The sequence below is a fragment of the Herbaspirillum sp. alder98 genome, from assembly GCF_020179755.1.
Taxonomy (GTDB): Bacteria; Pseudomonadota; Gammaproteobacteria; order Burkholderiales; family Burkholderiaceae_D; genus Herbaspirillum.
In genome coordinates this window covers 555,753-570,035 of the sequence record NZ_JAIUCY010000001.1, presented here as the reverse complement: position 1 = coordinate 570,035, position 14,283 = coordinate 555,753, and the positions used below count along the sequence as shown (strand labels likewise).

The window sequence follows — 14,283 nt, the reverse complement described above, 5'->3', positions numbered from 1 at the left end:
ATGCCGGCCCTCGCCGGGAATTTTAGGATAAAAAAAGATGACAGACGCCAATCAAGACAATCAAGCCGCAACGCCCTCGCCACAACCTCCCGCCGCCAACGGTGACGCCAAGCCCAAGAAGCGCATGAGCCCACGGGCCCGCTTCGTGCTGCGCGCGCTGCTGGTGGTGGCGCTGGTGATCGTGCTGGCCTGGGTACTGTACTACCAGTTCCGCGGCAAATACCTCGAGAGCACCAACGATGCCTTCGTCTATGCCGACAGCGTGACGGTGTCGTCCAAGGTGGCGGGCTATGTCGAGCAGGTCTTGGTGGCCGACAACCAGGCCGTCAAGGTCGGGCAGGCGCTGGTGCGTATCGATGCCCGTGACTACTCGGCCCAGACCGCGCAGTCCAAGGCCCAGATCGATGCCGCATCGGCCAGCGAAGACGCCGCCCGTGCCCAGTTGGCCGAACAGAAGGCCGCCATCGACCAGGCGCGCGCCCAGTTGTCGCAGGCCGATGAAGACGCCCGCTTTGCCAATGCCGAAGTGGAGCGCTACACGCCGTTGGCGGCCAGCGGCGCCGAGACCCGCGAACGCCTGACCAGCCTGCGCAATCAGGCGGCGCAGGCACGCTCGACGGTGTTGGCGCGACGCGCAGCGCTGGATGCGGCGCAATTGCGCATCAACTCGCTGCAGGCCCAGGTGCGCCAGGCGCAGGCGCAAGGCGAGACCGCCCGTGCCCAGTTCGACGCCGCCAGCGTCAACCTCAACTCGACCGAGGTCAAGGCCAGCGTGGATGGCCGTATCGGCGACAAGCAGGTGCGGGTCGGCCAGTTCGTCTCGGCCGGCACCCGCATGATGACCGTGGTGCCGACCGAGTTCTACATCACCGCCAACTACAAGGAAACGCAGATCGGCCTGATGCGCGTCGGCCAGCCCGCCGTGATCAAGATGGATGCGCTGCCGGGCATGGAATTCCAGGGCCACGTCGAAAGCATCTCGCCCGGCACCGGCGCCCAGTTTTCGCTGCTGCCGCCGCAGAACGCCACCGGCAACTTCACCAAGATCGTCCAGCGCGTACCGGTGCGTATTGCCGTCGACGCGTCGGCGCAAGACCGCAAGCTGTTCGTGGCGGGCCTGTCGGTGACGGTGGAAGTCAACACCATCGCCGCCCGTGACGACTTGCGCGCCCAGCGCGAGCGCAACAGCGAAGCCAATGCCAGCGTCGACCAGAAACCGGCGACGCAGGGCGGCCAGGGGGCGCGTTGAGCACCCCGGCCGCAGTCGCGCCGAACGGCCAGAAGGCCGATGCCGCAGCCTGGCTGGCGGTGGCTGCCGGCACGCTGGGCGCCTTGATGGCGACGCTCGATATCTCGATCGTCAATTCGTCGCTGCCGACCATCCAGGGCGAGATCGGCGCATCCGGCACCGAAGGCACCTGGATTGCCACCGCCTATCTGGTGGCCGAGATCGTCATCATCCCGATGTCGGCTTGGCTGGAGCGCCTGCTTGGTTTGCGGGTGCTGCTGCTGGCAGCGGCCAGCCTGTTTACGCTGTTCTCGATCCTGTGCGGCCTGTCGACCACCTTGCCGATGATGATCGTGGGCCGGGTCGGGCAGGGCTTCACCGGTGGCGCCCTGATCCCGACGGCGATGACCATCATCGCCACCCGGCTGCCGCGCTCGCAGCAGCCGGTGGGCAATGCGATGTTCGGCGCCACCGCCATCCTGGGGCCGGTGCTGGGTCCGGTACTGGGCGGCTGGCTGACCGAAAACGTCAGCTGGCACTATGCCTTCTTCATCAACGTGCCGGTCGGCATTGCGCTGATCACGCTGCTGCTGGTGGCGATTCCGTACGAGCGTCCCAAGTTCGAGCAACTGGCCGAAGCCGACTGGATGGGTATCCTCGGCCTGGCCATGGGGCTCGGCGGCCTGACGGTGGTGCTGGAAGAGGGCGAGCGGGAACAGTGGTTTTCATCGCCCGACATCCGCTGGCTGGCGCTGACGTCGGTGATCGGGTTCATCTTCCTGGGGCTGGGGCAGATACGCGCGAAGCACCCCGTGATCCAGCTGCGGCTGTTGCGCGACCGCCAGTTCGGCTCGGTGGTGATGATGGCCATGATCGTGGGTGTGGCGCTGTACGGGACGGCCTATGTGATCCCGCAGTTCCTGTCGGGCATCGCCGGCTACAACTCGCTGCAGTCGGGCGTGATCGTGCTGCTCTCGGGGGTGCCGATGATCCTGATGATGCCCTTCGTGCCGCTGCTGATGCGCCGCATCGACATCCGCCTGGCGGTCGGCACCGGCTTTTTGATGCTGGCCTTTTCGGCCTTCCTCGAAACCGATCTCAGTCCGCTCTCGTACGGCGGCTCGTTCGTCGCCTCGCAGCTGCTGCGCGGGTTGGGCACGGTGCTGGCGATGATCTTCCTGAACCAGGCCGCGATCCGCTCGGTGCCGCCGTCGCAGGCCGGCGACGCTTCCGGTCTCTATAGCGCTGCCCGCAACCTGGGCGGGTCGCTGGCGCTGGCCGGTATCGCCGTGATCCAGGACCAGCGATTGTGGTTGCACAGCCGGCGGCTGGAAGAAAGCCTGTCGGCCAATTCCGAGCTGGTGCAATCGACCATCGCCGCCCAGGGCCACCTGCTGGGCGGACAAGACACCGCCATTCGCCTCCTGGGCAGCACCATCCAGGCCCAGGCGCTCACCATGACTTATGCCGACCTGTTCTGGCTGCTGGGGGTGGTCATCCTCTGCGTCACGCCGCTGGTGCTGTTCCTGCGCCCGCTGCCCAGCAATGCCGAACCGGTCACCGCACACTGACGACTATCATGCCAAATCAAGCCCAACTCATTTTCGTTCCGCGCCTGGTCGCACTGGCGTGCGCGGCGCTGCTGGCCGGCTGCACCCTCGGGCCGGATTACCAGGGACCCCCCGAGGTCATGCCGCAGGCCGCTCACGGCGGCTTCGTGCGCGCCGAGGCCAATGCCGTTGCCGCCGCTCCGGCGGCCCAATGGTGGACGGCGCTCAACGACCCGGTGCTCGATGGCCTGGTGCAACGCGCACTGCAGGCCAATCCCAACCTGGGCGCGGCACGCGCGCGCCTGCAGCAGTCGCGCGCCGCACTCGACCTGGAACAGGCCAATGCCCGCCCCAGCGGCGGCGCCTCGGCGCTGGCGGCGCATGCGCGCCTGCCGCCGCTCAACCTGGGTGGATCCTCATCCGGTTCGGCGACCCGCACCAATCTCTATAACCTGGGCGTCGACGCCACTTGGGAAATCGATCTCTTCGGCGCCCACCAGCGTTCGATACAAGCTGCCGGCGCCAGTGCCGAAGCGGCCCAGGCGACGCTGGCCGATGTCCAGGTCAGCCTGGCCGCCGAAGTGGCCAACGCCTACATCAACCTGCGTGAACGGCAACTGCGGCTGGCGCTGGGCGACGAATCGGTGCAGGCGCAGGAGCGGATGCTGCAGTTGACCGGCCAGCGGGTCGAGCGCGGCACCGCGTCTACCCTCGAACAGTTGCGCATCCAGAACCAGCTGGATGGCACCCGGGCCGACCTGGTGCCGTTGCAGGCAGAAAAGGAAGCCTTCCTGAATCAACTGGCGACTTTGGTCGGCCAGGCGCCGGGCGCGCTCGATGCCGAACTGGCGGGTCCGGCGCCGGTGCCGCTGCCGCCGCCCGAGGTGGCCGTGGGCGACCCGGCGTCGCTGCTGCGGCGACGTCCTGACATCCGCGCCGCCGAGCGCACGCTGGCGGCCGACACCTCCAAGATCGGCCAGGCCGAGGCGGCGAAGTATCCCAGCCTGAAATTGCTGGGCGTGATCGGCCTGGGCGGGACCCATCCCTCCGACCTGACCCGGCTGGACGACTTTGCCGCCATCGGTGCCCCCATGCTGAGCTGGAATTTTCTCGACTTCGGTCGCAACAGCGCCCGCGTGACCCAGGCCGAGCGGGTGCGCGACGAAGCCGAAATGAAATACCGGCAGGCGGTGCTGGAGGCCCTGCGCGATGCCGAGGATTCGCTGTCGCGCTTTCGTTATGGCCGCGTGACGGTGGCGACCCTGGCGCGCAGCAAGGCCTCGGCCGACCAGGCACTGGTGCTGGCGCGCCAGCGCTATGCGGCAGGCACCGGCACCCTGATCGAACTGCTCGACACCACGCGCCAGCAGATCAGCGCCCAGCAGAACCTGCTGCAGGGCGAGGCAGCGTTGACGCGCAGCTTCGTGGGCATCCAGAAGGCGCTGGGCCTGGGGTGGTCGGCAGGGGCGTGAGCGATCACAGGTCCTTGCTCAGTTCTCCCACCAGGTAATCCAGGAAAATCTCCACGCTGCGGGGCAAGGTGCGGCCCGCCAGGGTCTGCACCTCGATGAAACGACCATCCTGCGGGCAGTCGCGGATCGGCCGTATCACCAGCTCGCCGCTGGCGATGCGGTAGCGCACGGTGACCTCGCCGGTGATCGACAGCGCATCGTTGTCGATCAGGTAGTTGTGCAGCGTCTGGATGTAGTTGCTGGTCACCACCGGTTCGATCACCATCTGCTGCCGGCTGCAGGCGATATCGAATAACTGGCGCAGGGTGGTGGTCGGGTCCGGCAATGCCATCGGGTAAGGGCGAATCTGCGACAACGATATCTGCCGGAAGCGCGCCAGTGGATGCTCGGGGCGCATCACCAGCGAGATCGGCCCCGGCTGGCGGTGCACCACCTTGATCTCGGCTTCGGGCAGGCGCGTGAAGGTCAAGCCGATATCGGCGTTGCCTTCGCGCACCTGGCGCGATACCGCCGCCGGCGCGCCGACGAACACCTGGAACACGAAGCCCGGGTATTTCTTCTGGAACGTGTGGATCAGGCGCGGCAGGAAATCGATGGCGAACCCCTCCGAGGCCGACAGTCGCACCCGGCCGCTGCGCAATCCCTTCAAGGCCTGCAGGTCGGCCACCACGCGGTCGGCTTCCAGCGCCATCTTGCGCGCATGGGCGGCCAGCATCTCGCCCCCGGCCGACAGCACCATGCCGCGCGGGCGACGTTCAAACAATACCGTATCGAGTATCTGCTCCAGGCTGCTGATCTGGCGGCTGATGGCTGAGCTGGCCACGTTGAGGCGTTGCGATGCTTCACTGATGGAGCCGCAACGCACCACCTCCAGGAAGTAGCGCAGGGCGGTGTCTTGCAGTTGTTGCGATTTCATCATCGACCTCGATCTGGCGGAACTGAAAAAAGATTTGGCCGGTTTAATTGGTGCGCACCTCACGGCTTTGGTGCGCTTTTCAAAACCGGCGGCAGGTAAATTGCTGCAATCGCGCATCCACCCGCCATCCAGCTATAACGGGCTGTTCGACCCGATCAATTCATTGTGGTGCACAAGAGCAGGCATCTGATTTTGGCAATGCAGGCATAGAAATTTGATAATTGCGGCATCGCGAAAATGTGACCTAGTATGGCCTCGACGTCGTTGTTTTTTCAAACATTTCTTAATCATTCGAGATCAAGGTCACGAATTCAGAAAAGGGGTTGGAATGAGCGCAATGAAGAAGTCGGTATTGGCATGGTCACGCTGTGCCCTGTTGGTGGCAGGCGCGGCGGCATCGTTTTCTGCGATGGCCAACAAGGCCAATGACACCCTGGTGTATGCGTCCGACAGCGAAGTCGAGAACATCAGCCAGTACCACAACAACCTGCGCGAAGGCGTGATCCTGGCCCACCTGATCTGGGACACGCTGGTCTACCGCGATCCCAAGACCAACGAATACAAGCCGCAACTGGCCACCGCCTGGAAGTGGGAGTCGCCCACCGCGCTGGTGCTCGACCTGCGCCAGGGCGTGCTGTTCCAGAACGGCGACAAGTTCAGCGCCGACGACGTCGTGTTCACCTTCAACTACGTGGTGGCGCCTGACTCCAAGGCCGTCACCCGCCAGAACACCGACTGGATCAAGAGCGTCGACAAGCTGGGCGATTACAAGGTGCGCATCAACATGAAGGCGCCTTTCCCGGCCGCGCTCGAATACCTGGCCGGCCCGTTGCCGATCTATCCCGGCGCCTATTTCAAGAAGGTCGGACTGGAAGCCTTTTCCAAGGCGCCCATCGGCACCGGTCCCTACAAGGTCACCAGCGTGACCCCGGGGCAGGGCGTGACCCTGGTCAAGAACGCCGGCTATTTCAAGGAAAGCCCGCAAGGCCAGCCCAGCATCGGCAACATCAAGTTCATGGTGATCCCGGACCCTGAAACCCGCGCCGCGCAGCTCATGACCGGCGCCGTGGACTGGATCTGGCGCGTGCCGCCTGACCAGGCCGATTCGCTCAAGAGCAATCCCAAGCTGGCGGTGCAGAGCGGTGAAACCATGCGGGTCGGTTTCGTCACGCTCGACGCCACCGGTTCATCCTCGGCCAATTCGCCTTTCAAGGACCTGCGGGTGCGCCAGGCGGTCAACTACGCCATCAACCGCAAGGGCATCGCCGAGAACCTGATGCGCGGCGGCAGCCAGCCGGTCTACACCGCCTGTTTCCGCACCCAGTTCGGCTGTGACACCAACGCCGCCATCAAGTACGACTACAGCGTGGCCAAGGCCAAGGAACTGCTGGCCGCGGCCGGCTACGCCAATGGTTTCGACACCGACATCTACGCCTACCGCGAGCGTGAAGTGGCCGAAGCGATCATCGGTGACCTGCACAAGGTCGGCATCCGGGCCCGGCTGCACTACCTGAAGTTCGCCGCCCTGCAGAACGAATACCGCAGCGGCAAGACCCCGATGACCTTCCAGGCCTGGGGCTCGTTCTCGATGAACGATACCTCGGCCTTCGCCGGCGTGTTCTTCAAGGGCAGCGCCGATGACATCACCAAGGACCCGCAATTGCAGCAGCTGGTGCAGGCCGGCGACACCTCGACCGATCCGGCGGTGCGCAAGACCAGCTATAGCAAGGCACTGGAGATGATTTCCAAGCAGGCCTACATGGCGCCGATGTTTTCGTATTCGACGTATTACGCATTCAATGCGCAGTTGAAGTTCCAGGGTTATCCGGACGAACTGCCGCGCTTCTACGAAGCATCCTGGAAATAAGCGTTTCTTGAGAAGGGAAGCCCGTCATGTTCATCTACATACTGCGCCGTCTCGTCATCGCCCTGTGCGTGGCGTTGACGGTGTCCGTGGTCAGCTTTTCGCTGCTGCACATGTCGGGCGACCTGGCCACGGCCATCGCCGGGCCCGAGGCCAGCGCCGCCCAGGTCGAGACGATTCGCGTCCAGTTCGGACTCGACCGGCCGATGACGGTGCAATACGTCGACTGGCTCAGCCGCGCCGTGCAACTCGATTTCGGCAAGTCGTTCTACTTCCAGGGGCCGGTGATGGAGATGATCGCCGAGCGCCTGCCGATCACCTTCAAGCTGGGCGGCAGCGCCTTGCTGCTGGCGATCCTGGTGGCCATTCCGCTGGGGGTGCTGGCGGCCATCTATCGCGATACCTGGCTCGACCGCATCGCCCTGATGATCGCCGTGGTGGGACAGGCCATGCCGAGCTTCTGGTTCGGCCTGACGCTGATCCTGATCTTTGCGGTCACGTTGCACTGGTTGCCGGTGGCCGGCAACGAGAGCTGGCAACATTTCGTGCTGCCGGCCGTGGCGCTGGGGTATTACGCGATGCCGGCCATGATGCGGCTGACCCGCTCGGGCATGCTCGAGGTGCTGGGTTCGGACTACATCCGCACTGCGCGCGCCAAGGGCCTGTCGCGTTCGCGGGTGGTATTCAAGCATGCGCTGCGCAATGCGGTCATTCCGGTGGTGGCGCTGGCTGCCGTGGAACTGGGCTTCATGCTGGGCGGCTCGGTGGTGATCGAGTCGGTCTATTCGATGCAAGGCCTGGGGCAACTGGCCTGGGACGCGATCTCGCGTAACGATTATCCGGTGGTGCAGGCGGTCGTGCTGTTGATTGCCATGTTCTATATCGGCCTGACCTTCCTGGCCGATGTCATCAATGCGCTGCTCGATCCGCGCATCCGTACCCGCTAACCGCGTCCAGCCTTCTCGCTTCAAGGAGCCGCCATGACCACTACTTCTTCCACCCTGCCGGCGACCAGCCTGCTGCAGGGTGCGCTCAAACCGACGCCGGTGTGGCGTCGCAAGCTCAACCGGACCCTGGGCCATCGCGGCCTGGTGCTGGGCGCCGTCGTGCTGGCCTTGATGATCCTGGCCGCCATCCTGGCGCCCTGGCTGGCGCCGCACGACCCGTTCGACCAGAACGTGTCGGCGCGCCTGATCCCGCCGATCTGGCATGCGCAGGGGAGCTGGGAGCACATACTCGGCACCGACAAGCTGGGCCGCGACTATCTGTCGCGCCTGATCTACGGCGCCCGCGTGTCGCTGATGATCGGTTGCGCCGCAGCCCTGATCTCGGGCCTGATCGGCACTACCCTGGGGGTGCTGGCGGGTTACTTCGGCGGTCGCGTCGATGCCGTCATCAGCTACATCATCACGACCCGCCTGGCGATGCCGGTGGTGTTGGTGGCGCTGGCCATGGCGTCGCTGGTGGGCGGCTCGCTGAAGGTGGTGATCATCCTGCTGGGCCTGCTGCTGTGGGACCGCTTTGCGGTGGTCACCCGCTCGGCCACGCAACAGATCCGCGACGCCGAATTCATCGCCGCGGCCAAGGCCATCGGCGCCTCCACGCCTTACATCCTGCTGCGCGAGATCGTGCCCAACATCATGGGCGCGCTGATCGTGGTGGCGACGCTGGAGATGGCGCACGCGATCCTGCTCGAAGCGACCCTGTCGTTCCTGGGCCTGGGGGTGCAGCCGCCGACGCCGTCGTGGGGCCTGATGGTGTCCGAAGGCAAGTCCTACATGTTCTTCAAGCCCTGGGTGATCGTGATCCCGGGCCTGGCGCTGGCGACCCTGGTGCTGGCGATCAATCTGGTGGGCGACGGCATCCGTGATGTCAACGCGCCCGACGGCCGCAACTGACCCGCAGGAGAAGACCATGAGTGTATTGCTCGATGTGAAGAATCTGCGGGTCGACCTGCCGACCGAGAACGGCATGCTGCATGCGGTGCGCGGCATCGACTTCCAGGTGCGGCGGGGCGAGATGCTGTGCCTGGTGGGCGAATCGGGTTGCGGCAAGTCGATGACGTCGCTGGCGTTGATGGGCTTGCTGCCGCGTCGCGCCCAGTGCAGCGCCGACCATATCCGCTTCGACGGGGTCGACCTGATGGGGCTGCAGGAGCGCCAGTTGATGCAACTGCGCGGCAAGCGCATGTCGATGATCTTCCAGGAACCGATGACCTCGCTCAATCCGGCCTACACCCTGGGCAACCAGTTGTGCGAGGCCTTGCTGCAGCAGCCGGGCGTGAGCCGGGCCGAGGCGCGCGAACGCGCCATCTATCTGTTGCATCGCACCGGTATCGCCAATGCCGAAGACCGGCTGCGCCAGTACCCGCACCAACTGTCGGGTGGGCTGCGCCAGCGCGTCATGATCGCCATGTCGCTCATGTGCAGTCCCGACTTGATCATCGCCGACGAGCCGACCACGGCGCTCGACGTGACCATCCAGGCGCAGATCCTGCGCATGATCCGCGAGTTGCAGCGCGAATTCGGCACTGCCGTGATCTTCATCACCCACGACCTGGGCGTGGTCTCGCGCATCGCCGACCGGGTGGCGGTGATGTATGCCGGCCAGGTGGTCGAGACCACGGAGGTGGCGCAGCTGTTCGAGCAGCCGCGCCATCCCTATACGCGCGGCCTGCTCAACTGCATTCCGGTGCGCGGCAAGACGCTGCCCGGCAGTCGCCTGCAAGCCATTCCAGGGGTGGTGCCGAGCCTGGTGGGCACGGTCACCGGATGCACCTTCCGCAACCGCTGTACGCTGGCCGACGCCGGCTGCGAGATCGAGCCGCCCATGACCGAACGCGGCGAGCCGGCGCACCCGCACCTGGCGCGCTGCCACAAGCTCGATGCGGTCGGGCAAACCGAACACATGGAGGTGCTGGCATGAACATGGGCGACATGGGCAGCTTGCTGCCGGACGAGCCGGCGCCAAAGGGCGACATCGCGCTGGAGTTGTGCGCGCTGTCGAAGGTCTATAGCTTGAAGCGCGGCATGTTCAAGCCGCCCGGCGAAATTCGTGCCGTCAATGATGTCTCGCTGCGCCTGTACCGGGGTGAGACGCTGGGCCTGGTCGGCGAATCCGGCTGCGGCAAGAGCACCCTGGCCAAGATGCTGCTGGGCTTGCTGGAGCCGAGCGCGGGCAATGTGCTGATCAATGGCCAGGAAGTCGATCCTACCCAGCGCCGCGAGAACGCGCGGCATATCCAGCCGATCTTCCAGGACCCTTACTCGTCGCTCAACCCGCGCAAGACGGTGGCCCAGATCGTCGGCCTGCCGCTGAAGCTGCATCGCATCGGCAACGCCGCCGAGCAGCAGCGCAAGGTGCGCGAGATCCTCGACCTGGTGGGCATGCCCGAACGCACCTACGGCCAGTATCCGAACCAGCTGTCGGGCGGCCAGCGCCAGCGGGTGGCGATTGCGCGCGCGCTGATCCTGCGCCCCGACATCCTGATCTGCGACGAACCCACCTCGGCGCTGGACGTATCGGTGCAGGCCCAGATCCTGAACCTGCTGCTGGACCTGAAGGCCGAGTTCGGCCTGACCTACCTGTTCATCAGCCACGACCTCGGCGTGGTCGAGCACCTGGTGGACCGGGTAGCGGTGATGAACCGCGGCAGCATCGTCGAGTTGCAAACACGCGAGAAGATCTTCAGCGACGCCCAGCATCCCTACACCCGCATGCTGTTGGCTTCGGCGTTGACGCCGGACCCGGGGCGCGGTATTCCCGAGCTGCTGGTAGAACAGTGAATAGCCCCTTCGAATCGAAACAGACCCAGAGGAGTAGCAACATGAGCAGAGCACAAGCCATCGCCCAGGTAGCAGCATATTTCGACGATGGCCGTTTCATGCAGACCCTGAAGCGCCGCGTGGCGATCCGTTCCGAAAGCCAGGAGCCGGACAGCCGCCCGCATCTCTACACCTACCTGCAGCAAGAGATTACGCCCTATCTGCAAGGCCTGGGATTCAGCACCGAGGTGGTCGAGAATCCGCTGCCCGGCGGCACCCCGTTCCTGATCGCCGAACGCACCGAGCCGCAGGCCGCCTTCACGGTCCTGACCTATGGTCACGGCGACGTGGTGCGCGGGTATGACAAGCAGTGGCGCGAAGGCCTTTTTCCATGGGAAATCGTGGTCGAGGGCGACCGCTGGTACGGACGCGGCATTGCCGACAACAAGGCCCAGCACACCATCAATTTTGCCGCGCTCGAGGAAGTCATGAAGGTGCGCGGCGGGCGGCTCGGCTACAACGTCAAGCTGATCCTTGAAATGGGCGAGGAAACCGGCTCGCCCGGGCTGGACGCTGTCTGCCGCCAGCATGCCGAACGGCTCAAGGCGGACGTCTTCATCGCCTCCGACGGGCCACGCGTGAATGCGCCGACGCCCACCATGTTCCTGGGCTCGCGCGGCGGCTGCAATTTCGATCTCAAGGTCAATTCACGCGAGGGTGGGCATCACTCCGGCAACTGGGGCGGCTTGCTGCGCAACCCGGGCGTGCGCCTGGCCAATGCGATTGCCTGCCTGGTCGATGGCCGTGGCCGCATCCGGGTGCCCAGCCTGTTGCCGGACAGCTTGCCGCAAAGCGTGCGCGATGCATTGGCGGATGTGACCGTGGGCGGCGGCGCCACCGATCCCGAGGTCGACGCCGAGTGGGGCGAGCCGGGGCTGACGCCGGCCGAACGCGTGTTCGGCTGGAACACGCTGGAAGTGCTGGCCTTCAAGACCGGCAATCCCGAGGCGCCGGTCAATGCGATTCCCGGTCACGCCAGCGCGCATTGCCAGATCCGCTTCGTGGTGGGCAGCGACGACCGCAATTTCATCGCCAACATTCGCGCGCATCTGGATGCGCATGGCTATCACGATGTCGAGGTGACGCTGTCCGGCGTGCAGTTTTCGGCCACCCGGCTCGATCCGGATGACGAATGGGTGCGCTGGGGGCTGGCCTCGATGCAGGAGACCAGCGGCAAGAAGCCCACGCTGTTGCCCAACCTGGGCGGCTCGTTGCCCAACGACGTGTTCTCCGAGACGCTGGGCCTGCCCACCCTGTGGGTGCCGCACTCGTATCCGGCCTGCTCACAGCACGCGCCCAATGAGCATATACTGGCCAGCGTCTCGCGCGAGTCGCTGCAGGTGATGGCGGGCCTGTTCTGGGACCTGGCCGAGCAGGGCAGCCAGGTGCTGGCGCGTCGCGCGACCGCCTGAACCGAACCCGGGATCATCACAATGAATAACGCCAATCTGTGCCAGGTCGCCGACCTGGCCGACATCAAGGACGAGATCGTCGAGATCCGCCGCCACATCCACCAGCATCCCGAGTTGTCGTTCGAAGAAGTCGATACCGCCGCGCTGGTGGCGGCGCGCCTGGAACAATGGGGTTTCGCCGTGACGCGCCACATCGGCGGCAACGGCCTGGTGGGCACGCTGCGGGTGGGTAGCAGCGGACGCAGCATCGGCTTGCGGGCCGATATGGACGCCTTGCCGATTCTGGAAGAAACCGGCTTGCCCTACGCCAGCGGCAAGCACGGCACGATGCACGCCTGCGGCCATGACGGGCACACCGCGATGCTGCTGGGCGCGGCGCGCCAGCTGGCGCGCACGCGCAATTTCGACGGCACGCTCAACCTGATCTTCCAGCCGGCGGAAGAGGCCGGCTTCAACAGCGGCGCGCAGAAGATGCTCGAGGATGGCTTGTTCGAGCGTTTTCCCTGCGACGCCATCTTCGGCATCCACAATCACCCGGGGGTAGCGGCCGGCACCTTCATGTTCCGTAGCGGCCCCTTCATGGCCGCCTGCGACACCGTCAAGATTCGCATCGTGGGCCGGGGCAGCCATGCCGCTCGCCCCCATCTGTCGGTCGATCCGGTGGTGACCGCCGCCAGCCTGGTGATGGCGTTGCAGACGGTGGTGTCGCGCAACATCGATCCGATGGAGACCGCCGTCATCACGGTCGGCGCGCTGCATGCCGGCAATGCCTCCAATGTGATTCCCGAATACGCCACGCTCGACATCAGCGTGCGCTCGTTCAAGGAAGACGTCCGGGCTTTGCTGGAAGAACGGATCCGGGCGCTGGTGGCGTCGCACGTCGACAGCTACGGCGCGCGGGCCGAGATCGACTACCTGCGCGGTTATCCGGTGCTGGTCAACTCCAGCGCCGAAACCGAATTCGCCCGCAGTGTGGCCGAAGAACTGGTGGGTCCGGAACATGTGATCGCGCCGTTCGGCCCGATTGCCGGCAGCGAAGACTTCGCCTATTACCTGCAGCAGCGACCGGGATGCTTCCTGCGGGTAGGCAATGGCCAGGGCCAGCCGATGCTGCACAACGCCCACTACGACTTCAATGACGACAACATCCCGGTGGGCGCGGCCTACTGGACGCGACTGGTGGAGCGTTACCTGGCGGCCAGGCCGGGCTGATGGTTTATGCCCTGGGGGTATAAGGGAATGACGTTTGCTTCGTTGTCCGCCAGGGGGCTGTTGGTTATAGTGAATCGTCTCCTCATCACTCCTGGACATGGACGTTGAGTTTCAACCCGCCCGGCATTGCCCGGCGGGTTTTTCTTTTTCCGCGCGGTAAGCGTTTCCTCCCGTTTCTTCCTCTTTTTCTCGACTGTGGCGCGCACGCCATGGTTGTTGTTTCGGTTCAGGAATTCCCCGATGGTAGGGGGCGACTCGAATGCCTAACATGAGCATCAATGAAACGAGGTCTGTAACGCACCGCAGTGGCAGAAGGAGTGCCTGAAGCTGGTGGGACCATTTGGAATATCACACCAGCAGGAGCAAGTCATGAGCTTCATTACCGAATCCGTACCAGGCGAGATCACCCTGATGTTTATCAGCTATCTGCTGTTCTGCACCGTGTTGATGTACCTGTTCGTGAAGACCGATCGCGAGTGGGGTCGCCTTGAAGTGTCGCTCGACGATGTGCCCCTGAAGTCGGATGCGCCTGTCGCCGCCATGCTCTTCGCAGGCGCCGATAACGGGGCGGAACCGGTTTACAGCGATATCGCGTTGCGCCAGTCGCTGCGTCATTGCGCCGCGCACCATCAGTCGAGTTGCTCCTGCTTCCTGCATGGTCAGCGCGACTCGCAGGGCTAAAGGATTGAAAGACAGGACCGTGTCAACGCACCATCACGGTTCTGGAGTGGGAAGGGAAGGTTGTAGGGGGTAGTAGTGGGCCGGGAGCTGGGGAGTGACCGGGGAAGTAGGTAGTAAGCAGTTA

12 protein-coding genes are annotated in these 14,283 nt (G+C 64.8%); 11 read left to right on the top strand and 1 reads right to left on the bottom strand.

From position 1 onward, the window contains the following. Positions 1-37 precede the first annotated feature (37 nt). From LBW87_RS02715 to LBW87_RS02705, 3 genes are read left to right on the top strand one after another with little or no spacing between them, the layout of a single operon-like run. Positions 38-1,249, top strand: a complete 1,212-nt coding sequence (locus LBW87_RS02715; RefSeq protein ID WP_225199883.1) for an HlyD family secretion protein — start codon at positions 38-40, stop codon at positions 1,247-1,249. Then, positions 1,246-2,799 carry an MDR family MFS transporter gene (locus tag LBW87_RS02710; protein WP_225199882.1) on the top strand — a complete coding sequence of 518 codons (1,554 nt, stop codon included), beginning with the start codon at positions 1,246-1,248 and terminating at the stop codon, positions 2,797-2,799. Before LBW87_RS02715 ends, LBW87_RS02710 begins: the two co-directional genes overlap by 4 nt. 8 nt (positions 2,800-2,807) lie before the next feature. Continuing rightward, positions 2,808-4,250 (top strand): efflux transporter outer membrane subunit, encoded by a 1,443-nt coding sequence (locus LBW87_RS02705; protein ID WP_225199881.1) that lies wholly within the window; start codon positions 2,808-2,810, stop codon positions 4,248-4,250. Positions 4,251-4,254: 4 nt separating this feature from the next. Here the strand turns inward: LBW87_RS02705 and LBW87_RS02700 are convergent, their stop codons facing one another. After that, complete coding sequence (locus tag LBW87_RS02700) at positions 4,255-5,166, bottom strand: LysR family transcriptional regulator (RefSeq protein WP_225199880.1); 912 nt, start codon at positions 5,164-5,166, stop codon at positions 4,255-4,257. Positions 5,167-5,494: 328 nt separating this feature from the next. On the opposite strand from LBW87_RS02700, the gene LBW87_RS02695 reads away from it, so the two are divergent. From LBW87_RS02695 to LBW87_RS02660, 8 genes are all read left to right on the top strand, one after another. Further along, entirely contained in the window at positions 5,495-7,033 is a 1,539-nt protein-coding gene (locus tag LBW87_RS02695; RefSeq protein ID WP_225199879.1) for an ABC transporter substrate-binding protein, read from the top strand. A 26-nt stretch (positions 7,034-7,059) separates the two neighbouring features. Further along, positions 7,060-7,977, top strand: a complete 918-nt coding sequence (locus tag LBW87_RS02690) for an ABC transporter permease (RefSeq protein WP_225199878.1) — start codon at positions 7,060-7,062, stop codon at positions 7,975-7,977. Between the two features lie 33 nt (positions 7,978-8,010). Continuing rightward, entirely contained in the window at positions 8,011-8,928 is a 918-nt protein-coding gene (locus LBW87_RS02685; protein WP_225199877.1) for an ABC transporter permease, read from the top strand. A gap of 16 nt (positions 8,929-8,944) precedes the next feature. After that, positions 8,945-9,955, top strand: a complete 1,011-nt coding sequence (locus LBW87_RS02680) for an ABC transporter ATP-binding protein (protein ID WP_225199876.1) — start codon at positions 8,945-8,947, stop codon at positions 9,953-9,955. Beyond that, positions 9,952-10,815 carry an ATP-binding cassette domain-containing protein gene (locus LBW87_RS02675; RefSeq protein WP_225199875.1) on the top strand — a complete coding sequence of 288 codons (864 nt, stop codon included), beginning with the start codon at positions 9,952-9,954 and terminating at the stop codon, positions 10,813-10,815. Before LBW87_RS02680 ends, LBW87_RS02675 begins: the two co-directional genes overlap by 4 nt. 41 nt (positions 10,816-10,856) lie before the next feature. Continuing rightward, complete coding sequence (locus LBW87_RS02670; RefSeq protein WP_225199874.1) at positions 10,857-12,266, top strand: M20 family metallopeptidase; 1,410 nt, start codon at positions 10,857-10,859, stop codon at positions 12,264-12,266. Between the two features lie 21 nt (positions 12,267-12,287). Beyond that, entirely contained in the window at positions 12,288-13,478 is a 1,191-nt protein-coding gene (locus tag LBW87_RS02665) for a M20 aminoacylase family protein (protein ID WP_225199873.1), read from the top strand. Positions 13,479-13,847: 369 nt separating this feature from the next. Next, entirely contained in the window at positions 13,848-14,159 is a 312-nt protein-coding gene (locus LBW87_RS02660) for a hypothetical protein (protein WP_225199872.1), read from the top strand. Positions 14,160-14,283 lie beyond the last annotated feature (124 nt).

Bases quoted from the DNA above. Each gene is read 5' to 3' on its own strand.
- LBW87_RS02700 (WP_225199880.1), bottom strand. From the start codon at position 5,166: ATGAAATCGCAACAACTGCAAGACACCGCCCTGCGCTACTTCCTGGAG.
- LBW87_RS02660 (WP_225199872.1), top strand. From the start codon at position 13,848: ATGAGCTTCATTACCGAATCCGTACCAGGCGAGATCACCCTGATGTTT.
- LBW87_RS02680 (WP_225199876.1), top strand. From the start codon at position 8,945: ATGAGTGTATTGCTCGATGTGAAGAATCTGCGGGTCGACCTGCCGACC.
- LBW87_RS02675 (WP_225199875.1), top strand. From the start codon at position 9,952: ATGAACATGGGCGACATGGGCAGCTTGCTGCCGGACGAGCCGGCGCCA.
- LBW87_RS02695 (WP_225199879.1), top strand. From the start codon at position 5,495: ATGAGCGCAATGAAGAAGTCGGTATTGGCATGGTCACGCTGTGCCCTG.
- LBW87_RS02705 (WP_225199881.1), top strand. From the start codon at position 2,808: ATGCCAAATCAAGCCCAACTCATTTTCGTTCCGCGCCTGGTCGCACTG.
- LBW87_RS02715 (WP_225199883.1), top strand. From the start codon at position 38: ATGACAGACGCCAATCAAGACAATCAAGCCGCAACGCCCTCGCCACAA.
- LBW87_RS02665 (WP_225199873.1), top strand. From the start codon at position 12,288: ATGAATAACGCCAATCTGTGCCAGGTCGCCGACCTGGCCGACATCAAG.
- LBW87_RS02690 (WP_225199878.1), top strand. From the start codon at position 7,060: ATGTTCATCTACATACTGCGCCGTCTCGTCATCGCCCTGTGCGTGGCG.
- LBW87_RS02685 (WP_225199877.1), top strand. From the start codon at position 8,011: ATGACCACTACTTCTTCCACCCTGCCGGCGACCAGCCTGCTGCAGGGT.
- LBW87_RS02670 (WP_225199874.1), top strand. From the start codon at position 10,857: ATGAGCAGAGCACAAGCCATCGCCCAGGTAGCAGCATATTTCGACGAT.